Raw genomic sequence first — 20,030 nt, 5'->3', positions numbered from 1 at the left:
TAGCAGGCTTTGTTGATAGACTTTTATCGGCTCGAGGCGCACATACCGGTCATCGGCAAAAGACCATGCGGGCGATAGGGTTGTTCGACTACAAGGCGGCATTCGAGGGCTCGGTAGAGCAGGTCAAGGGAGAAGGGCGCTATCGCGTCTTCGCCGACCTGAAGCGCGTGCGGGGCCAGTTCCCTCTGGCGCGCCGCCGCCGCGAGGACGGCACCGAACAGGACGTCGTGGTCTGGTGCTCCAACGACTATCTGGGAATGGGCCAGCACCCCGAGGTGCTGGGGGCCATGCAGGCCGAGATCGATTCCGTCGGTGCCGGTGCGGGCGGCACGCGCAATATCTCGGGCACCACGCGCTCAGCCGTCGATCTGGAAGCCGAGCTGGCCAGCTGGCACCAGAAGGAGGCGGCGCTGCTGTTCACCTCCGGCTATGTGGCCAATGAGGCGACGCTGACGACGCTGCAGCGCATCCTGCCGGGCCTGATCACCTTTTCCGACAGCCTGAACCACGCCTCCATGATCGCGGGCATCCGCAATGGTGGCGGCGAGCGACACATCTTTGCGCACAACGACCTTGTGCACCTCGAGGCCCTGCTGGCCGCCGCGCCGGTCGATGCGCCCAAGCTGATTGCTTTCGAGAGCGTCTATTCCATGGACGGCGATATCGCTGACCTGGCCGGGACGATTGCCCTGGCCAAGAAGTACAACGCCCTGACCTATCTGGACGAGGTCCATGCCGTCGGCCTTTACGGCGCGACCGGCGCAGGCGTGGCCGAGCGGGACGGCGTTCTGGACGGTATCGACATCGTTGAGTGCACCTTGGGCAAGGCCATCGGCGTTATGGGCGGCTATATCGCTGCTGACGCAGTTATCATCGATGCTGTGCGCAGCTGGGCCTCGGGCTTCATCTTCACGACATCGCTGCCGCCGGCCCTGACCGCTGGCGCGTTGGCCTCGGTGCGCCACCTGAAGGCAAATAGCGCCCTGCGCGAGGCGCATCAGGAGCGGGCGGCGACGCTGAAGGCGCGGTTCGCAGCGGCGGGCATTCCCGTCCTGCCCAGCGTCAGTCATATCGTGCCGGTGCATGTCGGCAATCCGGTCCACTGCAAGATGATCTCGGACATGCTGCTGGAGCAGTACGGCGTCTATGTGCAGCCGATCAATTATCCCACCGTGCCCAAGGGGACCGAGCGGCTGCGGTTCACGCCATCGCCGAACCACACGGATGCGATGATGGACGACCTGGTCAAGGCCATGGACGCTCTGTGGACCCACTGCAACGTGGTGCGCCTGCCGCAGGTAGCCTGAACACGCTGGATGGTGGCACGGTCAGTCGTTAAGATCGACGAATGACAGACGCGCGTCCGCCTCTTTCCGCCTATTCCCACCATCGCGCGTTCGTCGGCCAGCCTGCTCGCTATGATCTCGCGGCGGGCTCTCAGTTCGCCTTGCTTTTCCTCCTTGGCCTTCGAGAACATCACCGGCTGCTGGATTTCGGCTGTGGGTCCCTTCGCCTGGGAAGGCTGGCGATCCCTTATCTGATGCCGGATCGCTATTGCGGAATCGAACCCGAGATGAGGCTGGTTGAAGAGGGATTCAAACACGAGCTCGGTGACGACATTCGACTGCTGAAGAGGCCGAGGTTTGACGCCAATCGGGATTACCGTGTCGAGGTGTTTGAGGAGACTTTTGATTTCATCATCGCTCAATCCGTCTTTTCACACACTGGACAAGCTCCGGTAGCAAAAGCCCTTGCTGCCTTTGCTGATGTCTTGGCACCAGGGGGAATCATTTTGGCCAACTGGCTGCTGGGATATGAAGACACTGGCGCGAACGTCGAAACGACGGACTGGGTCTATCCTGAATGCGTCTCATTCATGCCCGATCGCATCGTGCGGCTAGCCCAAGAGGCGGGCTTGGCGATCAGCGCCTGTCCCTGGCCTCATCCTGAGCTCAACTGGTTCGTCATGGCCAAGCGAACCGAGGACCTGCCCTCGCGTGATCAACTTAACGCCCTGCGCGTAGCTCCTCCGGCCTGGCAGCGATGAAAGACGATTTGGGCGAGGTTATCCTCGAGCTGACCCGCAACGGGGTTTATCTGAAATGCTCGGCGGTGCACGTCGCCACGGGCGTCGAGGCCACCGCCATCGGCCCCGTGACCGAGCGGCATGGGCTGGAGCGGATCGCCCTGGCCAAGCTGAAACGGGCCTTGGCGTCGCGCTGACCCACTAAATGTTGTGGTGAACCCGCGTCAGGCCTAAATGGATCGCCGCTCAAGCCCCGGGGATTCCAGTGACCGCCTTCACCCACGCCGACTACTTCTCGAAAACCCTCGCCGCCGCCGATCCCGATGTCTTCAACGGCATCCAGGGCGAGCTGGCGCGGCAGAAGGAGCAGATCGAGCTGATCGCGTCCGAGAACATCGTCTCGAAGGCGGTGCTGGAGGCGCAAGGCTCGGTTCTGACCAACAAATATGCCGAGGGCTATCCGGGGCGGCGCTACTATGGCGGCTGCGAATACGTCGATGTGACCGAAGACTTGGCGCGGGAGCGGGCCAAGGAACTGTTCAGTTGCGCCTTCGCCAACGTCCAGCCGCACTCGGGAGCCCAGGCCAACCAGGCGGTTTTTCAGGCCCTGCTTCAGCCCGGCGACACCTTCCTGGGCATGGATCTGGCGGCGGGAGGACATCTTACGCACGGCAGCCCCGCCAACCAGTCGGGCAAGTGGTTCCGGCCCGTGACCTATACCGTGCGCCAGGACGATCACCTGATCGACTATGACAACGTCGCCGAGATGGCCGAGCGCGAGAAGCCGAAGCTGATCATCGCCGGGGCCAGCGCCTATTCGCGTCCCATCGACTTCAAGCGCTTCCGCGAGATCGCAGACAGCGTCGGGGCGTATCTGATGGTCGATATGGCCCATTATGCAGGTCTGGTGGCGGGGGGCGTCTATCCCGACCCATTGCCGCATGCCCATATCGTCACGACCACGACCCACAAGACCCTGCGCGGGCCCCGAGGCGGCATGGTGCTGTCGAACGACATGGAGATCGGCAAGAAGATCAACTCCGCCGTATTCCCCGGCCTGCAGGGCGGGCCGCTGGAGCATGTGATCGCGGCCAAGGCCGTAGCCTTCGGCGAGGCGCTGAAGCCGGAGTTCAAGGCCTATGCACAACAGGTCGTGGACAATGCCCGGGCCCTGGCGGCAGTACTGGTCGAGCGGGGGACGCACATCGTCTCAGGCGGGACGGACACCCATTTGATGCTGGTCGATCTGCGTCCCAAGGGCGTGACGGGCAAGGCGACGGAGGCGGCGCTGGAGCATGCCCTGATGACCTGCAACAAGAATGGCGTGCCGTTCGATACCGCACCCTTCACCGTGACCTCGGGCGTCCGTCTGGGCACGCCGGCGGGCACCACGCGCGGTTTCGGCGTGGCCGAGTTCCAGCAGGTCGGCCACTGGATCGCCGATGTAATCGACTCCATGAAGGGCACGGACGAGGCCGATCCGGCGGTCCAGGCCCGCGTGGCGGACGAAGTGCGCGAACTGACTGCGCGCTTCCCGATCTATGGATAGCCCGCGATGAAATGCCCCTTCTGCGGACATGCCGACACCCAGGTGAAGGACAGCCGCCCGTCTGATGACGGCGCGGCCATCCGGCGCCGACGGTCCTGTCCACAGTGCAACGGGCGTTTCACAACCTTCGAGCGGGTCCAGCTGCGCGAGCTGATGATCCTGAAGCGCAACGGGCGGCGGACGCCCTTCGACCGCGACAAGCTGGAGCGATCGCTGGGTATCGCCCTGCGCAAACGGCCGGTTCAGCCGGAACAGGTCGAGCAGATGGTGTCGCGGATCGTGCGTCAGCTGGAAAGCCTGGGCGAGACCGAAATCCATTCCTCGACCGTCGGCGACTTCATCATGAAGGCACTGAAGTCGGTCGATGAGGTCGCCTATGTCCGCTACGCCTCGGTCTACAAGGACTTCCGCGCCACCGGCGACTTCGCCCGCTTCCTGGGCGACGAAGGGCTGGACGAGCCGGGCAAGGGCTGATGCCCATCAGGGTCACACTGAAACTGGCGACGTCGCTGGACGGGCGCATCGCCATGCCGTCGGGCGAGAGTCGCTGGATCACCGGAGAAGCCTCGCGGACGCAGGGGCATCGGCTGCGTGCGTCACATGATGCCATCCTGGTCGGGGTCGAGACGGTGCTGGCAGACGATCCGGAGCTGACGGTGCGGTTTGGGGAAGAGGGTAGTGCCGTCGCTCAACCCCTTCGTATCGTCCTCGACAGCCGCCTCCGCACACCCCCGTCGGCTAAGGTCGCATCCGGCAAGACCCTGATCCTGACCGCCACCGAGCCACATCCGATCGGTAACGCCGAAGTCATCTGGGTCGCGTCAGCCGATGGCCGCCCCACCATCGAGGCCGTCTTCGGCGCTCTGGCCGAGCGCAATATCACCTCCGTCCTGATCGAAGGCGGAGGGCAGGTGGCGGCTTCCTTCATCCGCGCCGGCCGCATCGATCGACTGGAGTGGTTCCGCGCGCCCATCCTCCTCGGCGCGGAGGGACGCCCCTGTATCGCCGGTCTGGCCCTTGCGAAGCTGGGCAACGCCCCCAAGTTCCGTCGTCTGTCGGCCGAACCTCTCGGAGACGATTTGTGGGAACGCTATGAAGCGGTTCGCTAGCCCTTTCAGGCCCACCGGCGCTGGTAAGAAGGATCGCGCGACGACCTTCCATGCGGACTCAGTGGACTCAGTGGACTCTGTTTTTCGTCCACGTCTGAGCGGAATGGCCTGACATGTTCACCGGCATCATCACCGACATCGGCCGCGTGCGTTCCGTTCGCCAGACGGACCGCGACCGCCGCTATGAGGTCGAGACCGTCTGGGACACGGCGACCATCGATCTGGGCGCATCGATCAGCCATGCAGGCTGCTGTCTGACGGTCACCGAGAAAGGTCCCGGCTGGTTCGCGGTCGAGGTATCCGGCGAGACTCTGTCGAAGACGACCTTGGGCGACTGGGCCGAGGGGCACCGCGTCAATCTGGAGCGGGCGGCCAAACTGGGCGATGAACTGGGCGGGCATATCGTCTCGGGCCACGTGGATGGTCTGGGCCGCGTCGTCTCGGTGACGCCGGACGGCGGGTCGCACCGGATCGAGATCGAGGTTCCTGCGCCGCTGCATCGCTACATCGCGGCGAAAGGCTCGATCACGGTGGATGGGGTGTCCCTGACGGTCAACGCCGTCGAGGGCGCGATTTTCGGCCTGAACATCATCCCGCATACCTGGGATGCGACCACCCTGGGCACTCTGAAAGCCGGGGATTGGGTCAATCTCGAGATCGACATGCTGGCGCGATACCTCGCGCGGTGGCAGGAGACGGCGTGATGCAATTGGCCGCGAACATGAATGACAGCCCGATCAGTCCCATCGAGGACATTCTGGAGGATGCCCGCAACGGGCGCCCCTACATCCTTGTGGATGCCGAGGATCGCGAGAACGAGGGGGATGTCATCATCCCGGCCCAGTTCGCGACCCCGGACCAGATCAACTTCATGGCGCGTCATGCGCGAGGTCTGATCTGTCTGGCCATCACCAGTGACCGGGCGCGTCAGCTGCGCCTGCCGCCCATGGCCGCCGACAATCGCACCAGCATGGGGACGGCCTTCACCGTTTCTATCGAAGCGCGCGAAGGCGTGACGACGGGGATTTCCGCCGCTGACCGCGCCCGGACCGTGCAGGTGGCCTCCGATCCGACCAAGGGGGCCGACGATATCGTCTCTCCGGGTCATGTGTTTCCGCTGGTCGCGCGGGACGGCGGTGTTCTGGTGCGAACGGGCCATACGGAGGCGGCGGTCGATATCAGCCGCATGGCCGGACTGACGCCCGCGGGCGTGATCTGCGAGGTCATGAACGACGACGGGTCGATGGCGCGGATGCCCGATCTGGTTGCCTTCGCCCAGCTGCATGGGCTGAAGATCGGCACCATCGCCGACCTGATCGCCTATCGCCGGCGCACCGAACGCTATGTCGAGCGGGTCATGGACACGCCGTTCGACAGCGTCCATGGCGGGCCGTTCCGCCTGATGCTGTACCGGAACACGATCGAGGGGGCCGAGCATATCGCCCTCGTCAAGGGCAAGGTCGAGGCCGGCAAGCCGACGCTGGTGCGCATGCACCAGGTCGATTTCGCCGCCGACATCCTGGGCCACGTCGAGGCGCGACAGGACTATGTGCCCCAGGCCCTCAAGGCGATCTCGGACCATGACGGAGCGGGCGTGACCGTCTTCCTGCGCGATCCGGACCTGCACGGCCTGGCCGAGCGGCTGTCGGGTGTGCCTCGACCGCAGGCGGCGGATCGGTCGCTGAAGAACTACGGTGTCGGCGCGCAGATCCTGCTGGATCTCGGCGTGCGCGACATGATCGTGATGAGCTCGACCCGCCCCAATCCCACCGCGCTTGAAGGCTATGGCCTGCGCATCGTCGGCTGGCGCGGAATGGACGGAGAAGACCAATCCTGAGTGAACCCATTCGCGTCCTTATCGTCGAGGCGCGCTTCTATGACGATCTGGCCGACGCCCTTCTGGAGGGCGCGAAGGATGCCCTGCGCGAACAGGGGGCCGAGTTCGACGTCGTCTCCGTGCCTGGTGCGCTGGAGGTGCCGACGGTGATCGCCCTGGCCGAGGAAGCCGGGCGCTATCCGACCGCGCCGCGCTATGACGGCTATGTGGCGCTGGGCTGTGTGATCCGCGGCGAGACCTATCATTTCGAGATCGTCTCGGATCAGTCGGCGGCGGGCATCCGCAATCTGGGCCTGAAAGGCATCATCATCGGCAACGGCATCCTGACCACCGAGGACGAACACCAGGCCTGGGCGCGCGCCCGCATCAGCGAGGGCGACAAGGGCGGCGGCGCAGCCCGCGCGGCCCTGGACCTGATTGCGCTGCGCAAGCGGCTTCGCGTAGGACTGGGATCGTGACCCAGCCCAACAGCATTCAATCCGTCCTCGAACAATTGGCCGAGAATCAAAAGGCCAATGCCGAGCCACAACTGAGCAGTCGCCAGCGGCGTGCGCGCACGGTCGCGCGTCTGGCCGCCGTCCAGGCCCTCTATCAGATGGAGCTGGCGGGTGAGGGCGTGGACACCGTTATCACCGAGTTCTCGAACCACCGCTTCGATGCCGACATCGAGGGCGAACCCCTGGCCGAGGCGGACGAGGACTATTTCGCCCAGATCGTGCGCGGCGTGGTCGGCGAGCAGTCGGCCATCGACCTGGCGGTCAAGGCGCGGCTGGCATCGAACTGGCGGCTGGAGCGGCTCGATTCGACGCTGCGGGCCCTGCTGCGCGCAGGAGCGTGGGAGCTAAAATCGCGCCCCGATGTGCCACGAGAGATCGTGATCGACGAATATGTCGAGCTGGCCAAGGCCTTCTTCGATGAGGCCGAGGCCAAGTTCGTCAACGCCGCCCTGGACGGGGTGGCGCGGGACGTTCGCGCCAGCTGATGCCCTCCGTCGACGTCGCCGGTGAATTCGAAACCATCCGGCGACTGTTCGCGCCCCTGGCGCATCCCGAGTGGGGCAGGGAGCTGAAGGACGACGTGGCCGTAGTGCCTTCGCGTCCCGGCTTTGACCTTGTCCTGACCAAGGATGCGATGGTCGAGGGGGTCCATTTCCTGCCCGACGACCCTCTGGACACGGTGGCGCAGAAGCTGTTGCGCGTGAACCTTTCCGACCTGGCGGCCAAGGGGGCGGAAGCCTTCGGCTATATGCTGGCCTGCCACTGGTCGGATCGCTGTGGCTGGCCCGAGCGGGAGGCCTTCGTCGACGGCCTGCGACGTGATCAGGCGATCTTCGAGGTCCTGTTGCTGGGTGGAGATACGGTTTCGACCAAGGGTCCGGCCAGCTTTTCCCTGACCCTGCTGGGCTGGATGCCGAAGGGACGGACGGTCGGACGTGCGGGCGCGAGGCCGGGCGATGTGGTCATGGTCACCGGCGCGATCGGCGACGGCTGGCTGGGTCTGCAGGCCGCGCAAGGCAAGCTGTCGCTGGAGATGGAGCGGATCATCGCCCTGGTTGAACACTATCGCCGGCCTATGCCGCAGACCGATTTCGCATCCACGATCCGCGATATGGCGAGCGCCTCGGTCGATGTCTCGGACGGGCTGGTCGCCGACCTGGGCCATATCGCCTCGGCCAGCGGGGTCGGGCTGGAGATCGATCTGGAGGTGACGCCATTGTCTCTGGCGGGTCAGGCTTGGATGGATCAGAGGGTCGACGCCCAGGCGGCGCTGGAAAAACTCGTCACCGGCGGAGACGACTATGAGATCGCCTTTACCGCCCCGGCTTCCAGCGAGGAGGCCCTGCGGCGCGAGGCGGACCGTCGCCACATCCCGCTGACACGAATCGGTCAGGTGGTGGCGGGCAAAGGCGTGGCTGTGCGCTATCAAGGACAGGCCGTGACCCTGGCCAAGCCGGGATTCACCCACAGCTAGGCTGCAAACGAAATCTCAAGCCCTGTCGGGTAATGCGGGTGGCATGCGCCGTCGTGACCTCATCGCTACCTCTGCTGCCCTGCCTGCCGGTCTGCTGGCGGGCGGTGCCATGGCCAGCGAGGACGCCCCGACCTCTGCTGCACCTCTGAGCATCGCGGGCGTGGGCCTGCCGGTGATCACCGAGGGACGCATTCGCAACTATGTCTTCGTGTCGCTGAGGCTGCATCTGGGCGCAGGCACGACCGCGGAGGCCCTGCGGGTCAAGGAGCCCTATTTCCGCGACGCCCTGGTGCGTGCGGCCTATCGCACGCCGTTTACGGTGCCTAACAATTGGACCGTCATCGACGGTGCCGCCATGTCGGCCAGTCTGATGCGGGCGGCCACGACCATCGCGGGGCGCGGCAAGGTCACGCGGGTCGAGATCGTCACCCAGACACCCCGCCGTCGGACCGGTGTCCGCGCCGGCTGATCGCCGTTCACCGTAAGTGGTTGCGTCCTGTTGACGCATTTGCCAGTCTTCCGACGCAATCCCCACAGGCCGCAGTTCCGCGTCCGTTGCGCACGGGGGGGACCGGAAGGCGGAAGAGGCCAAAAGGCCCGCCGCGCCAAGGATCCGGGCGCTCAATGCACTCAGGGTTTGGAAACGCCATGAATAACTATCTGTGGCTGGTCATCGCCGCAGGCGCGCTGGGAGTCCTCTACGGACTGATCCAGACCGCTGCGCTGATGAAGGCCAGTACCGGCAACGACAAGATGCGCGAGATCGCCGCCGCGATCCAGGAAGGCGCATCAGCCTATCTGCGGCGGCAATATATGACCATCGGCATGGTCGGGATCGTCATCCTGATCGCCGCCTATTTCCTGATCGGCGTCTATGCGGCGATCGGCTTCGTGATCGGCGCAGTCCTGTCGGGCCTGGCCGGATTTGCGGGCATGCTGATTTCCGTTCGAGCCAATGTGCGGACCGCACAGGCGGCCTCGGAAAGCCTGTCCAAGGGGCTGGACCTGGCGTTCAGGTCCGGAGCCATCACCGGCATGTTCGTGGCGGGCGGGGCTCTGCTGGGTGTCGCGGGCTATTATGCCGTGCTGACGGCGGGCATGGGCCTTGAGGCCACGGGCCGCGAGGTCATTGACGGCCTGGTGGCGCTGGGCTTCGGGGCCTCGCTGATCTCCATCTTCGCGCGCCTGGGTGGCGGCATCTTCACCAAGGGTGCGGACGTCGGCGGCGACATGGTGGGCAAGGTCGAGGCGGGCATCCCCGAGGACGATCCCCGCAATGCCGCGACCATCGCCGACAACGTCGGCGACAACGTCGGCGACTGCGCCGGCATGGCCGCCGATCTGTTCGAGACCTATGCGGTGACGACCGTGGCGACGATGGTGCTGGCCGCCATCTTCTTCCGCGAGCAGCCCTATGTCGAAACGATGATGCTGTTGCCGCTGGCGATCTGCGGCATCTGTATCGTGACCTCGATCATCGGTTCGTTCTTCGTGCAGCTGGGCAAGAGCCAGAACATCATGGGGGCGCTGTATCAGGGCCTGATCGTGACCGGCGTCCTGTCGGTCGCGGCGGTGTGGTGGGTCATCACGACCTTGGTCCCCGAGACAATGACGACCATGGACGGACGCACGTTCGACGCCATGGCCCTGTTCTGGTCCGGGCTTGTTGGCCTGGGCGTCACCGCTGCAATCGTGGTGATCACGGAATACTATACCGGGTCGAACTTCCGGCCCGTGCGGTCAGTGGCCAATGCCTCTGTTTCGGGCCACGGCACCAATGTGATCCAGGGTCTGGCCGTATCGCTGGAGTCCACGGCGCTGCCGGCGCTGACGATCATCGTCGGCATCGTGGCCAGCTTCCAGCTGGCCGGCCTGTTCGGCATCGCCATCGCCACCACGACCATGCTCGGCGTGGCGGGGATGATCGTGGCGCTGGATGCCTTTGGTCCCGTCACCGACAACGCCGGGGGGATCGCCGAAATGGCGGGCCTGCCCAGCGAGGTGCGACATTCGACCGACGCTCTCGACGCGGTGGGCAACACCACCAAGGCGGTGACCAAGGGCTATGCGATCGGATCGGCGGGCCTCGGCGCGCTGGTGCTGTTCGCGGCCTACACGTCTGACCTGAACTATTTCGCGGCCAATCCGGACCTGTATCCCTTCTTCGCAGGCATGGGCGCGATCGATTTCGGCCTGACCAATCCGTATGTCGTCGTCGGCCTGCTGTTCGGGGGGCTGCTGCCCTTCCTGTTCGGGGGCATGTCGATGATGGCGGTGGGCCGGGCCGCCGAGGCCGTCGTGGCCGAGGTGCGTCGTCAGTTCCGCGAGAACCCCGGCATCATGACCTACGAGGTCAAGCCGGAGTATGGGCGGGCCGTCGACATCCTGACCAGGGCCGCGATCAAGGAGATGATCCTGCCGTCGCTGTTGCCGGTGCTGTCGCCGATCGTGCTTTTCGTCGCCGTGCTGGCCATTTCGGACAAGGCGACGGCGTTTGCAGCGCTAGGGGCCATGCTGATGGGTGTGATTGTGACCGGCCTGTTCGTGGCCATCTCGATGACCTCGGGCGGCGGCGCATGGGACAACGCCAAGAAAGTGATCGAGGAAGGCTTCACCGACAAGAACGGCGTCGTCCACGGCAAGGGCTCGGAGGCGCACAAGGCCGCCGTCACAGGCGACACCGTTGGCGATCCCTACAAGGATACGTCCGGCCCGGCGGTGAATCCGATGATCAAGATCACGAACATCGTAGCGCTGCTGCTGTTGGCAGTTCTGGCGAGCGGGAACGTCGGCTAGCCCATCCCGATAGCGAAAACAAAGACGCCCCGGAGAGCGATCTCGGGGCGTTCTTCATTCTGGCATCGAAGAGTTTGGCCTAGTCGTCGCGGCGCTGCTGGCCGGGGACGTCCTCGTCCGTGCGAGGCAGTTGGCCACGGCCGACGTTGCCCAGCAGTTGTTCCAGAATGGTCAGCTGGCGACCGCGCGTCGGCGTCTCATTGCTGTTCATGGACAGGCGCTGGCCGTCGTCGAGCCCGAGCGTACGAACCTCTGCGACTTGGCCAGCGTCGTTGAAAGTAATTTCCGTCACGCTGCGCTGCGTCACCTGCGGACGATTGTAAGTATATTTCTCGGTCGTCTGGCTGATGTAGTACCAGACAGTGTCCTTCTCGAACGTCGAGGTGGTCGAGGGCGAGCCGAGGCGGGTCAGCACCGTCTGCCGTGTGTCCGTGCCCGCCACGATGTCCGTCGGCTTGGCGTCGATGGCCTGAAACCCGTTCTGCCCGATCGTGGGCGCACAGGCGACGGTCAGGGCTGCGACCGAAAGAGCGGCAAAAGTCAGGGAAATGCGGAGCATGGGCGAGCCTGCGACAAAACAAGGTCTTTGACCTAACCGGACCTGCGCCTTAGTTCAACGGCGCGGCGGAAAAGGGGCCGTATGATCATGCTGTCAAAACTGTTCCGAACCCGACCCCACGTCCGAATGGGTGAGACCCTGTATGAACGGGCGGTCGATCAGGCCCGCCATACGGATTTTTACACGACGCTGGGCGTCGCCGACCAGATCGATGCGCGATTCGAACTCTACACTCTGCATGCCCTGCTGCTGATTCTACGCCTGCGCGACGATGACCAGAATCGCGACGAGGGCGGGGCCGAGGCGGCGCAGGCGCTGTTCGACACCTATGTCTCGGCGCTGGATCATGCGCTTCGGGAACTGGGTGTGGGCGACACCTCCGTCGGCAAGAAGATGCGCAAGCTGGGAGAGGCCATGTACGGACGGATGCAGGCCTATGAGACGCCTCTGCGCGACGGCGATCAGGCGGCGTTGGCGGCGGGCCTGGCGCGGAACGTCTATGAGAGCGACGATGCGGCCACAGGTGCGGCCTTGGCGCGTTATGCCATTGCCAGCCGTCGACGCCTGGCGACACAAGGTTTTGGTTCGCTATTGAAGGGCCCGGACTGGGCGGAGATTGCGGCATGATCGAGAGCGGATTGCCCTACAGCGTGCCGGTGCGGTTGCATCAGGCCGGAGCGGGTCTGGAGCGGCATCTGGAGCCGGACGCAGCCGAGCGGGCGAAGATTGCAAAGTCGCTGGACCTGGCGTCGCTGGACGCTTTTGACGCCGACATCAAACTGGAGCCCAGTGGTCACTCGGGCTGGCGCGTGTCGGGCCGGGTGCGGGCCGACGCGGTCCAGACATGCGGTCTGACGCTGGAGCCGCTGCCGATCCACATCGATGCCAGGTTCTCGATACCGCTGGCTGAGGCGGTCGAAACCGAAAGTGACGAGATCGACGTCACCCTGGACGACGATGCGCCCGACCTGATCGAGGACGGTCAGATCGACCTGGGTCAGTATGCGGTCGAGCAACTGGCGCTGAAGCTGGACCCGTTCCCCCGCAAGCCGGGCGCCGAATTCGTACAGCCCGAAGAACCGGCGGAAATCTCGCCCTTTGCGGTGCTGAAAGCGTTGCGTCCGTCCGACGAAGGTTGACGCAGGGTCTGCACGGTTGCATCCCCCCGGCGCGGGTCTATCTTCCCGCCTCAAAGCGCCCGAGTCCCTGGCGCGACGGAGTCGAACCGGCTTGCCATCCTCCATACTGATTTCGCTCGACGGCATGGGCGGGGACCACGGTCCGCCCGTCGTAATCGCCGGCATCCAAGACTATCGCAAACAGCACGGCGGCGATGGTGTCCGCTTTCTGGTGCATGGCGACGAGGCCGCCATCCGGACCGAGATGGGCAAATGCGGCCTGGGCGACGATCTGGTCGTCGTGCGCCACACCGACAAGGTCGTGGGCATGGAAGAAAAGCCCGCCCAGGCCATGCGGCGAGGCAAGGGCTCGAGCCTGTGGAACGCGATCGAGGCGGTGAAGACGGGTGAGGCGCATGCTGTCGTCTCGGCGGGCAATACCGGGGCATTAATGGCGATTGCCAAGCTGATCCTGCGCATGTCGGCCCACGGGCTGGAACGTCCGGCGATCGTCGCCAGCTGGCCCACGCTGCGCGGCGTGACCGCCGTGCTGGATGTCGGGGCCAATATCGAGAGCGACGCCGAACAGCTGATCGAATTCGCCATCATGGGCGAGGCCTTTCATGCCGCCGTGCACGGTGTAGCGTGTCCAACCGTCGGCATACTGAACGTCGGCTCCGAGGACATGAAGGGCCACGAGGAGGTCCGGGAAGCCAGCCGTGTCCTGCGTGAGGGTGGTTTGGGTTTGAACTATCACGGCTTTGTCGAGGGCGATGACATCGCCAAGGGCACGGTCGATGTGGTCGTGACCGACGGCTTTACCGGCAATATCGCGCTCAAGACCGCGGAGGGCGTGGCGCGGTTCATCTCGGCCCTGTTGAAGGAGGCGCTGACCTCCAGTCTTCAGGCCAAGGTCGGGGCGGCGATCGCCATGCCGGCGCTTAAGGCCATGGGACGACGGATCGATCCCAGTTCCATCAATGGCGGACCGCTGCTGGGTCTGAACGGCATCGTGGTGAAGAGCCACGGCGGGGCTGACGCAAAGGGCTTTGCCAATGCCATTCGTATTGCGGTGGATCTGGCCCGCAGTGACTATCTGACCAAGGTGCGCGACAGCCTGAACCGGCTGCCAGCGGCCCTGGAGTTGCCGGCGGCGACGCCGGAGACCGTGACGGAGCCTTCCCAGTGAGCGTAGTGCGCAGCGCCGTGACCGGCGTCGGATCCTTCCTGCCCGAACAGATCGTAACCAATGCCGACTTGGCCCAAATCGTCGACACGTCCGACGAATGGATCCAGGAACGCACCGGGATCAAGCAGCGTCACAAGGCCCGTGACGACCAGCCGACCAGCGACCTGGCCACCGAGGCCGCGCGGCGGGCCCTGGCCGATGCCGGCAAGACGGCGGCTGATGTCGATCTGATCATCGTGGCGACCACGACGCCGGACATGACCTTTCCGGCCACGGCTTCGATCGTGCAGCGCAAGCTGAGCGCGCCGGTAGGAATTGCGTTCGATGTCCAGGCGGTCTGTTCTGGCTTCGTCTATGCGATGAGCGTGGCGGACGGCTTCGTGGCGCGGGGCCTGGCCAAATGCGCCCTTGTGATCGGTGCCGAGGAAATGACCCGCCTGATGGACTGGACCGACCGGTCGACCTGCGTCCTGTTTGGCGACGGGGCCGGTGCCTTCGTCATGGAGCCGCGCGAGGGGCAGGGGACCAAGGACGATCAGGGCCTGCTGGGGTTTGCCCTGCGTTGCGACGGCAACAAGACGGACCTGCTGTATGTCGATGGCGGACCGGCCACGACGGGCACGGTCGGGCATCTTAGGATGGCCGGGAACCAGGTGTTTCGTCATGCCGTCGTCAATATCGCCGAGGCCATCACGGCGGCCTGTCAGGCGGCCAGCATCGAAGTGTCCGATGTCGACTGGTTCGTGCCGCACCAGGCCAATCAGCGGATCATCAAGGGCGTCGGTGACAGGCTGGGTCTGGACGAAAACAAGGTCATCTCGACGGTGGCGATCCATGCCAATACTTCGGCTGCGTCCATCCCGCTGGCCATGGATGCGGCCATTCAGGACGGACGGATCAAGCGGGGCGACATGGTACTGCTTGAGGCCATGGGCGGCGGGCTCACCTGGGGAGCCTGCGCCTTCCGTCTGTAAAATAGGGTTTTCGGCTTTCCATTTGACGACGCTTGGCCTTTTATAGATCGAACGACCCTCGGAGGGGAGCGGACCGTGACCGACAATCAGACCCTGACTCGCGCAGACCTGTGCGAAGCCGTCCATGAAGAGGTCGGGCTCTCGCGACTGGAGTGTTCCGCCATGGTCGAACGGACGCTGGAACTGATCATCGAATCGCTGGAGCGCGGCGAGACCGTGAAGCTGTCCGGATTTGGTGTGTTTCAGGTCCGCGAGAAACGTGCCCGCATGGGGCGTAATCCCAAGACGGGCGAGCCTGCTGCGATCAATCCGCGCCGGGTCATCAGTTTCCGTGCCTCGCAGATCATGAAGGGCAGGGTCCACGACGCGGTCGTGAGCGCCTGACGCCCGTGGCCAAAAGCCCCCAAGCTTTTCGTTCCATCTCCGAAGCGGCCGACGAGGTCGGTGTGCCCCAGCATGTGCTGCGGTTCTGGGAAACCAAATTTGCCTTCATCGCGCCGATGAAACGGGCTGGAGGGCGACGGTTTTATCGCCCCCAGGACCTGGTGCTGCTGAAGGCAGTCAAACGGCTGCTGCATGACGAAGGCCTGACCATCAAGGGCGTGTTGCGTCTGCACAAGGAGCAGGGGCTGAAGGCGTTGGCCCGCTATGGTGATCCCGGTGGACTGGTCAGTTTCGATGATGAAATGGCTGCGGCTATGCCCGAAACGCGTTCGACGTCGGGTCGAGCGACGGTTCGCCTGCGTCAGGCCCTGGCCGAGATCGAGGGCGCGCGGGCACGCCTCGATGCGGTTCTCATGAGAAGCGCCGGTTAGGCCATTTTTCCGTTTGCGGTCCGGCCAACCCCGTCTATAGGGAGCCCCTCTCGGAGCGTGGCGCAGCCTGGTAGCGCACTTGACTGGGGGTCAAGGGGTCGCAGGTTCGAATCCTGTCGCTCCGACCATCTTCCCTTGACCCGGTTCATCTTTGTTGTCCTATCGTGCGCGACGCGGTCGCTTGCTACTTGAGGACGGGTTGGCCCTGGCACTCGTGACGCGCTGCTTGCGGCAAGTGTCGTTTCAGTCCTTCGGCTTGCCGCCCTCGGCCCATTTGAACAGCGGGAACAGGGGTACGCCCCAGGCAATGCCAGCGACTGCAAAGAAAGCCATGTCGATCCATGGCGAGTTCGGCAGATGGTCGCCGATGGCAATGACGGCCCAGACGTAGAAGATCAGAAAGACCACAGTGCCCAGGCTGGCGACCAGGCGACGGCCACGCGGGCCCATCAGCGCTTGTTCCGGAACAGGAAGAAGGTGCCTAGCGCGAGAGCCGCTGCGATGCCCGACCATGCGAGCCACAGCCACTGCTGTGACGTGGCCACGCCGAAAACCCTGACCGCCAGAAACCAGCCCGCGACCGCTCCGACGCCGGAGACCAGGGCCGTGGCGAAGAAACCGCGGCGTCCGGTCAGCATGTCGGCCACACCGGCCAGGGCAAGGGCGATGGCCACGGCGGCGGCGATCTGGGCGTAGGGCAAGCAGCGTCTCCTGTTGCGGCGATCAGACGCCGTAAAGCGACTGGCACTCGTCGCCGGGGGCGGGCATACCGCTGATCCCGACGGTGAGCCAGTGCCACCGGGGGCAGTGTAACGGTCGGAACGGCGGGCGTCGAATGAAGCGTTTTAGCGCAGGTGGGCAGAGCCGGGCAGTGGCGGTCTGGCTGTTCGTCAGCGCAGCCCTGGTGTTCGCCATGGTCGTGGTCGGCGGCGTGACGCGCCTGACCGGATCGGGTCTGTCGATCACCGAGTGGAAGCCGATCATGGGGGCCTTGCCGCCTATGAACGGAACCGACTGGGCCGAGGCCTTTCAGAAATACAAGACGATCCCTCAGTACGCGCACATCAATCCGGACATGACCCTGGACGGGTTCAAGACGATCTTCTGGTGGGAGTGGGCACACAGATTTCTGGGGCGAATCATCGGCGTCGTGTTTGCCGTACCGTTCTTCGTGTTTCTGGCGCTGCGGAAGATCCCCAAGCGGCTGATCGGGCGGTGCGCGGTGCTGCTGGCGCTGGGCGGGCTGCAGGGGCTGATCGGTTGGTGGATGGTGTCCAGTGGTCTGTCGGAGCGGGTCGATGTCGCGCCCGAGCGCTTGGCGACGCATCTGGGGCTGGCGCTGCTGATCTTCATGGGACTGATCTGGACTGGGCTGGAGGCCTGGAACGGCGAGGAGCATTCGCGCTCGCCCGTGGGCTGGAGCCGAGGGGCGGCGGTGCTGCTGGGGGCCGTCTTCGTGCAATGCCTGCTGGGCGGGCTTGTGGCGGGAGCAAAGGCGGGGTTCGTCTATACGGACTGGCCGCTGATGAACGGGTCGGTCTTGCCGCCGGTCGAGTGGGGCGCAGGAGCGCTGACCTTCCTGCACGATCAGGCGCTGGTGCAGTTCAACCATCGGATCGCGGCCTACGGCCTGCTGATCGGCGGGACGATCTATGCGGTACAGGCGTGGCGCTGGCGGCTGGCCGAGGGGCTGGGCGTCAGCGCCATGGTAGTAGCAGCCGTGCTGTGGATGCAGGCGGCGCTGGGTGTCGTGACCCTGATCCATGCCGTGCCGTTGTGGCTGGGAGCGCTGCACCAGGCCGGGGCGGCTCTGGTCCTGGCCGTGGTGACGATCAATCTGTGGCTGGTGCGCCGATCTCAGCCGCGCCTGTTCATGTCCGGACCGAGGACCAAGGTCCTCTGATCGCCAGGGTGATGCCCGGGTACATGATGTTCACGAACAGCACCTCGCCGTCGGGCGAGAAGACGGCTCCTGCAAACTCGGAATTCCCCGCGAACACATTGCGGCCGATGGCATAGACCTGCCCGTCCGGCGTGACGCCCTTCAGGTGGTTGCGGATGTCGCTGGAATAGTTGTCCTCGCAGACGATCAGATGGCCCCAGGGTGCGATGCAGATGTTGTCGGCCATGTTCATGGTGCGCAGGTCGGTGCTTTCCGTGAACAGCTGGATGCGACCGGGACGGCTGGTCTCACCCGCTTGGCCTTCGTCGGGCGAGGGGATGTAGCGCATGATCTGACCACGCTTCAGAGGCCCGCCCGAGGTGGCAGTCATGTAGAGTTCGTTGTCGCCCCAGAAGATGCCTTCGCCGCGCGCGACCAGGGCCGCCCCGGAGGCATGGCCACGCAGACGCAGGTCGTCATTCGGCGATTCGACGTCGTCCATGTCGATCCAGACGACCTCGCGCCAGTCGCGCACGGCCCATTCGGCGCTGTCCCAGTTGCGGGTGTCGGCGCGGGGCTTGTCCTTGAAAGCCATGGCCTGGAGGCGACCGCCTTCGATCAGCTTGCCGGGCGTTTTGGGGATGAAGCGATAGAAGAGGCCGTCGCCCTGATCCTCGGTCTCATAGACGATGCCGGTGCGGGGGTCGATGCAGACCGCCTCGTGATCGAACCGGCCCATGGCCTTGAGCGGCACGGGATCGACCAGGCCGGTCGCCGTGGCGGGGACTTCGAAGACGAAGCCGTGCGGCTTGGTGACGTCGCGGGTGGCGGGCGTTTCGGTCGTCTCCTCGCAGGTCAGCCAACTGCCCCAGGGGGTATGGCCGCCGCAGCAGTTGGTCGAGGTGCCGGCAAGGGACAGATGCTGGCTGACCTTCCGGCGTGTGGCGAGGTCATAGATCAGTGTGGTGGTGCCGCCGGGCAGGGCGCGACCGTCCTTGTAGGTGTCATAGCCCTTTGACGCGTCCAGCAGGCCGATGCGCTGCTGGTGAAAGCCGCCGGGGCCGAGATTGCGGTGAAGCGCGCTGGAGCCTTTGAGCTCGTGATTGCAGACCAGGGCGACGCGGGTCCCATCCAGAGGGAAACAGCCCATGCCGTCCGGCTGACCCGGCACGAACAGGCCATCGTCCATGGTGTCGCCGCTCTGGGAGACGATCTCGTAGGTGAAGCCTTCGGGCAGATCGAGCAGCTTGTCGGGGTCGGCCATCAGCGGGCCGTAGCCGTGCACATCATTGATATAGGTCTCGCCCGCCGGTGCCGCCTGGGCTTTGACATTGCGGGCCAGACCGGCAAAGGCGACCGCAGCGGCAGAACCAGTGAAAAGCTGACGACGATCAGGGCGCATGCGAGAAGACTCCGTGGATGCTGTCTTATGCAGGGCCGGGGTGGCGGGATCATCATGGTTCTGTGACGAACGACGCCATGACGCAGGCAATCACGATCTCCCGCATGATGGATCGCCGGTAGAAACGCGCCTCATTCTGCCAAACATATGCGGTATTTTAATACCTTACTAAATTAGACCAATATATACAATGACATATCGGCATGTTTGGGTGACATCAATCATTGACCCCAACCCTGTCATCCCCTAGTAAGCGCGCCTTCCGCTTCTTCCGGCCATATGGTGGGGAGGGGCTCATCGTATCGCCTTCCCGGGAAACCCACGTCATGCTGAAGAGCACTACGGCTTCGTTGAAGCCGGCCGACGTCGAGAAGAAGTGGATCCACATCGATGCCGAAGGCGTCGTCGTGGGCCGTCTCGCGACGTTCATCGCCAACCGTCTGCGCGGTAAGCACCGCGGCGACTACACGCCCCACGTCGATTGCGGCGACTATGTCGTCGTCACCAACGTCGACAAGGTGGTGTTCACCGGCAAGAAGAACACCGACAAGATCTACTACCGCCACACCGGTCACCCGGGCGGCGTCAAGCAGACGACCCCGGAAAAGGTCCTGAACGGCCGCTTCCCCGAGCGTGTCCTTGAAAAGGCCGTCGAGCGCATGCTGCCCAAGGAGAGCCCGCTGGCTCGCAAGCAGATGACGCACCTGCGCCTGTTCGCCGGTTCGACCCACGATCACGAAGCCCAGAAGCCCGAGACGATCGACTTCGCGTCGGCCTCTCCCAAGAACACCCGGAGCGTCTGA

25 protein-coding genes and 1 tRNA gene are annotated in these 20,030 nt (G+C 64.6%); 22 read left to right on the top strand and 4 right to left on the bottom strand.

Translation table 11 applies throughout. The features are described from left to right. Positions 1-65 precede the first annotated feature (65 nt). The 13 genes from hemA to WC585_RS11265 all read left to right on the top strand — a co-directional run bounded on the left by hemA (position 66) and on the right by WC585_RS11265 (position 11,288). A complete protein-coding gene (gene hemA / locus WC585_RS11325) occupies positions 66-1,307 on the top strand; it encodes a 5-aminolevulinate synthase (protein WP_373258085.1) in 1,242 nt (413 codons plus the stop codon). A 41-nt stretch (positions 1,308-1,348) separates the two neighbouring features. After that, positions 1,349-2,047, top strand: coding sequence for a cyclopropane-fatty-acyl-phospholipid synthase family protein (locus WC585_RS11320; RefSeq protein WP_373258084.1), 699 nt, complete (start codon positions 1,349-1,351; stop codon positions 2,045-2,047). Continuing rightward, positions 2,044-2,223 carry a hypothetical protein gene (locus tag WC585_RS11315; RefSeq protein ID WP_373258083.1) on the top strand — a complete coding sequence of 60 codons (180 nt, stop codon included), beginning with the start codon at positions 2,044-2,046 and terminating at the stop codon, positions 2,221-2,223. The genes WC585_RS11320 and WC585_RS11315 overlap by 4 nt, the downstream gene beginning before the upstream one ends. 68 nt (positions 2,224-2,291) lie before the next feature. Continuing rightward, positions 2,292-3,575: a serine hydroxymethyltransferase gene (glyA, locus tag WC585_RS11310; protein ID WP_373258082.1), complete on the top strand. Its 1,284-nt coding sequence runs from the start codon at positions 2,292-2,294 to the stop codon at positions 3,573-3,575. A 6-nt stretch (positions 3,576-3,581) separates the two neighbouring features. After that, positions 3,582-4,049: a transcriptional regulator NrdR gene (gene nrdR, locus WC585_RS11305; RefSeq protein ID WP_292175135.1), complete on the top strand. Its 468-nt coding sequence runs from the start codon at positions 3,582-3,584 to the stop codon at positions 4,047-4,049. Next, positions 4,049-4,684, top strand: coding sequence for a RibD family protein (locus WC585_RS11300; RefSeq protein WP_373258081.1), 636 nt, complete (start codon positions 4,049-4,051; stop codon positions 4,682-4,684). Before nrdR ends, WC585_RS11300 begins: the two co-directional genes overlap by 1 nt. Before the next feature lie 113 nt (positions 4,685-4,797). After that, positions 4,798-5,388: a riboflavin synthase gene (locus WC585_RS11295; RefSeq protein WP_373258080.1), complete on the top strand. Its 591-nt coding sequence runs from the start codon at positions 4,798-4,800 to the stop codon at positions 5,386-5,388. Continuing rightward, positions 5,388-6,521, top strand: a complete 1,134-nt coding sequence (gene ribB / locus WC585_RS11290; RefSeq protein WP_373258079.1) for a 3,4-dihydroxy-2-butanone-4-phosphate synthase — start codon at positions 5,388-5,390, stop codon at positions 6,519-6,521. The genes WC585_RS11295 and ribB overlap by 1 nt, the downstream gene beginning before the upstream one ends. Continuing rightward, entirely contained in the window at positions 6,515-6,979 is a 465-nt protein-coding gene (ribH, locus tag WC585_RS11285; RefSeq protein ID WP_373258183.1) for a 6,7-dimethyl-8-ribityllumazine synthase, read from the top strand. Before ribB ends, ribH begins: the two co-directional genes overlap by 7 nt. Continuing rightward, on the top strand, positions 6,976-7,503 hold the full coding sequence (gene nusB, locus WC585_RS11280) for a transcription antitermination factor NusB (RefSeq protein ID WP_373258078.1): 528 nt from the start codon (positions 6,976-6,978) through the stop codon (positions 7,501-7,503). Before ribH ends, nusB begins: the two co-directional genes overlap by 4 nt. Next, the gene (gene thiL, locus WC585_RS11275) at positions 7,503-8,492 is read left to right on the top strand and encodes a thiamine-phosphate kinase (protein ID WP_373258077.1); all 990 of its coding nucleotides are present in this window, start codon (positions 7,503-7,505) and stop codon (positions 8,490-8,492) included. Before nusB ends, thiL begins: the two co-directional genes overlap by 1 nt. 43 nt (positions 8,493-8,535) lie before the next feature. Beyond that, a complete protein-coding gene (locus tag WC585_RS11270; protein WP_373258076.1) occupies positions 8,536-8,961 on the top strand; it encodes a hypothetical protein in 426 nt (141 codons plus the stop codon). A 179-nt stretch (positions 8,962-9,140) separates the two neighbouring features. Further along, positions 9,141-11,288 (top strand): sodium-translocating pyrophosphatase, encoded by a 2,148-nt coding sequence (locus WC585_RS11265; protein WP_373258075.1) that lies wholly within the window; start codon positions 9,141-9,143, stop codon positions 11,286-11,288. 79 nt (positions 11,289-11,367) lie between these two features. Here WC585_RS11265 and WC585_RS11260 read toward each other — a convergent pair whose 3' ends face one another. Next, positions 11,368-11,847, bottom strand: coding sequence for an outer membrane protein assembly factor BamE (locus WC585_RS11260; RefSeq protein WP_373258074.1), 480 nt, complete (start codon positions 11,845-11,847; stop codon positions 11,368-11,370). 81 nt (positions 11,848-11,928) lie between these two features. On the opposite strand from WC585_RS11260, the gene WC585_RS11255 reads away from it, so the two are divergent. The 7 genes from WC585_RS11255 (at position 11,929) to WC585_RS11225 (ending at position 16,071) form a co-directional block, all read left to right on the top strand. Beyond that, positions 11,929-12,474 (top strand): ubiquinol-cytochrome C chaperone family protein, encoded by a 546-nt coding sequence (locus WC585_RS11255; RefSeq protein WP_373258073.1) that lies wholly within the window; start codon positions 11,929-11,931, stop codon positions 12,472-12,474. Next, positions 12,471-12,986 carry a DUF177 domain-containing protein gene (locus tag WC585_RS11250; RefSeq protein ID WP_373258072.1) on the top strand — a complete coding sequence of 172 codons (516 nt, stop codon included), beginning with the start codon at positions 12,471-12,473 and terminating at the stop codon, positions 12,984-12,986. The genes WC585_RS11255 and WC585_RS11250 overlap by 4 nt, the downstream gene beginning before the upstream one ends. Positions 12,987-13,077: 91 nt before the next feature. After that, on the top strand, positions 13,078-14,154 hold the full coding sequence (gene plsX / locus WC585_RS11245; protein ID WP_373258071.1) for a phosphate acyltransferase PlsX: 1,077 nt from the start codon (positions 13,078-13,080) through the stop codon (positions 14,152-14,154). Beyond that, positions 14,151-15,128 (top strand): beta-ketoacyl-ACP synthase III, encoded by a 978-nt coding sequence (locus tag WC585_RS11240; protein WP_373258070.1) that lies wholly within the window; start codon positions 14,151-14,153, stop codon positions 15,126-15,128. Before plsX ends, WC585_RS11240 begins: the two co-directional genes overlap by 4 nt. 75 nt (positions 15,129-15,203) lie before the next feature. Further along, positions 15,204-15,512 (top strand): integration host factor subunit alpha, encoded by a 309-nt coding sequence (locus WC585_RS11235; RefSeq protein WP_373258069.1) that lies wholly within the window; start codon positions 15,204-15,206, stop codon positions 15,510-15,512. A 5-nt stretch (positions 15,513-15,517) separates the two neighbouring features. Next, on the top strand, positions 15,518-15,943 hold the full coding sequence (locus WC585_RS11230) for a MerR family transcriptional regulator (RefSeq protein ID WP_373258068.1): 426 nt from the start codon (positions 15,518-15,520) through the stop codon (positions 15,941-15,943). A 51-nt stretch (positions 15,944-15,994) separates the two neighbouring features. After that, positions 15,995-16,071, top strand: a tRNA-Pro gene (locus WC585_RS11225). Between the two features lie 115 nt (positions 16,072-16,186). Here WC585_RS11225 and WC585_RS11220 read toward each other — a convergent pair. Both WC585_RS11220 and WC585_RS11215 read right to left on the bottom strand, forming a co-directional pair. Next, a complete protein-coding gene (locus tag WC585_RS11220) occupies positions 16,187-16,393 on the bottom strand; it encodes a DUF2842 domain-containing protein (RefSeq protein WP_373258067.1) in 207 nt (68 codons plus the stop codon). After that, on the bottom strand, positions 16,393-16,644 hold the full coding sequence (locus tag WC585_RS11215) for an LPXTG cell wall anchor domain-containing protein (RefSeq protein ID WP_373258066.1): 252 nt from the start codon (positions 16,642-16,644) through the stop codon (positions 16,393-16,395). The genes WC585_RS11220 and WC585_RS11215 overlap by 1 nt, the downstream gene beginning before the upstream one ends. A gap of 134 nt (positions 16,645-16,778) precedes the next feature. Here WC585_RS11215 and WC585_RS11210 point away from each other — a divergent pair, with 134 nt between their 5' ends. Beyond that, positions 16,779-17,846: a COX15/CtaA family protein gene (locus tag WC585_RS11210; protein ID WP_373258065.1), complete on the top strand. Its 1,068-nt coding sequence runs from the start codon at positions 16,779-16,781 to the stop codon at positions 17,844-17,846. Here WC585_RS11210 and WC585_RS11205 read toward each other — a convergent pair. After that, complete coding sequence (locus tag WC585_RS11205; RefSeq protein WP_373258064.1) at positions 17,815-19,227, bottom strand: alkaline phosphatase PhoX; 1,413 nt, start codon at positions 19,225-19,227, stop codon at positions 17,815-17,817. The genes WC585_RS11210 and WC585_RS11205 overlap by 32 nt on opposite strands. A 326-nt stretch (positions 19,228-19,553) precedes the next feature. Between WC585_RS11205 and rplM the strand changes: the two genes are divergently transcribed. Then, positions 19,554-20,030, top strand: coding sequence for a 50S ribosomal protein L13 (gene rplM, locus WC585_RS11200; protein ID WP_373258063.1), 477 nt, complete (start codon positions 19,554-19,556; stop codon positions 20,028-20,030).

The sequence above is a fragment of the Brevundimonas sp. genome (assembly GCF_041648055.1).
Lineage (GTDB): Bacteria > Pseudomonadota > Alphaproteobacteria > Caulobacterales > Caulobacteraceae > Brevundimonas.
This window is presented reverse-complemented; position numbering and strand designations above follow the sequence as displayed.

What these genes read in the sequence shown, in the direction of transcription:
- hemA (WP_373258085.1), top strand. Translation starts at nt 66, where the DNA reads ATGCGGGCGATAGGGTTGTTCGACTACAAGGCGGCATTCGAGGGCTCG.
- WC585_RS11320 (WP_373258084.1), top strand. Translation starts at nt 1,349, where the DNA reads ATGACAGACGCGCGTCCGCCTCTTTCCGCCTATTCCCACCATCGCGCG.
- WC585_RS11315 (WP_373258083.1), top strand. Translation starts at nt 2,044, where the DNA reads ATGAAAGACGATTTGGGCGAGGTTATCCTCGAGCTGACCCGCAACGGG.
- nrdR (WP_292175135.1), top strand. Translation starts at nt 3,582, where the DNA reads ATGAAATGCCCCTTCTGCGGACATGCCGACACCCAGGTGAAGGACAGC.
- WC585_RS11300 (WP_373258081.1), top strand. Translation starts at nt 4,049, where the DNA reads ATGCCCATCAGGGTCACACTGAAACTGGCGACGTCGCTGGACGGGCGC.
- WC585_RS11295 (WP_373258080.1), top strand. Translation starts at nt 4,798, where the DNA reads ATGTTCACCGGCATCATCACCGACATCGGCCGCGTGCGTTCCGTTCGC.
- ribB (WP_373258079.1), top strand. Translation starts at nt 5,388, where the DNA reads ATGCAATTGGCCGCGAACATGAATGACAGCCCGATCAGTCCCATCGAG.
- thiL (WP_373258077.1), top strand. Translation starts at nt 7,503, where the DNA reads ATGCCCTCCGTCGACGTCGCCGGTGAATTCGAAACCATCCGGCGACTG.
- WC585_RS11270 (WP_373258076.1), top strand. Translation starts at nt 8,536, where the DNA reads ATGCGCCGTCGTGACCTCATCGCTACCTCTGCTGCCCTGCCTGCCGGT.
- WC585_RS11265 (WP_373258075.1), top strand. Translation starts at nt 9,141, where the DNA reads ATGAATAACTATCTGTGGCTGGTCATCGCCGCAGGCGCGCTGGGAGTC.
- WC585_RS11260 (WP_373258074.1), bottom strand. Translation starts at nt 11,847, where the DNA reads ATGCTCCGCATTTCCCTGACTTTTGCCGCTCTTTCGGTCGCAGCCCTG.
- WC585_RS11255 (WP_373258073.1), top strand. Translation starts at nt 11,929, where the DNA reads ATGATCATGCTGTCAAAACTGTTCCGAACCCGACCCCACGTCCGAATG.
- WC585_RS11250 (WP_373258072.1), top strand. Translation starts at nt 12,471, where the DNA reads ATGATCGAGAGCGGATTGCCCTACAGCGTGCCGGTGCGGTTGCATCAG.
- WC585_RS11220 (WP_373258067.1), bottom strand. Translation starts at nt 16,393, where the DNA reads ATGGGCCCGCGTGGCCGTCGCCTGGTCGCCAGCCTGGGCACTGTGGTC.
- WC585_RS11210 (WP_373258065.1), top strand. Translation starts at nt 16,779, where the DNA reads ATGAAGCGTTTTAGCGCAGGTGGGCAGAGCCGGGCAGTGGCGGTCTGG.
- WC585_RS11205 (WP_373258064.1), bottom strand. Translation starts at nt 19,227, where the DNA reads ATGCGCCCTGATCGTCGTCAGCTTTTCACTGGTTCTGCCGCTGCGGTC.
- rplM (WP_373258063.1), top strand. Translation starts at nt 19,554, where the DNA reads ATGCTGAAGAGCACTACGGCTTCGTTGAAGCCGGCCGACGTCGAGAAG.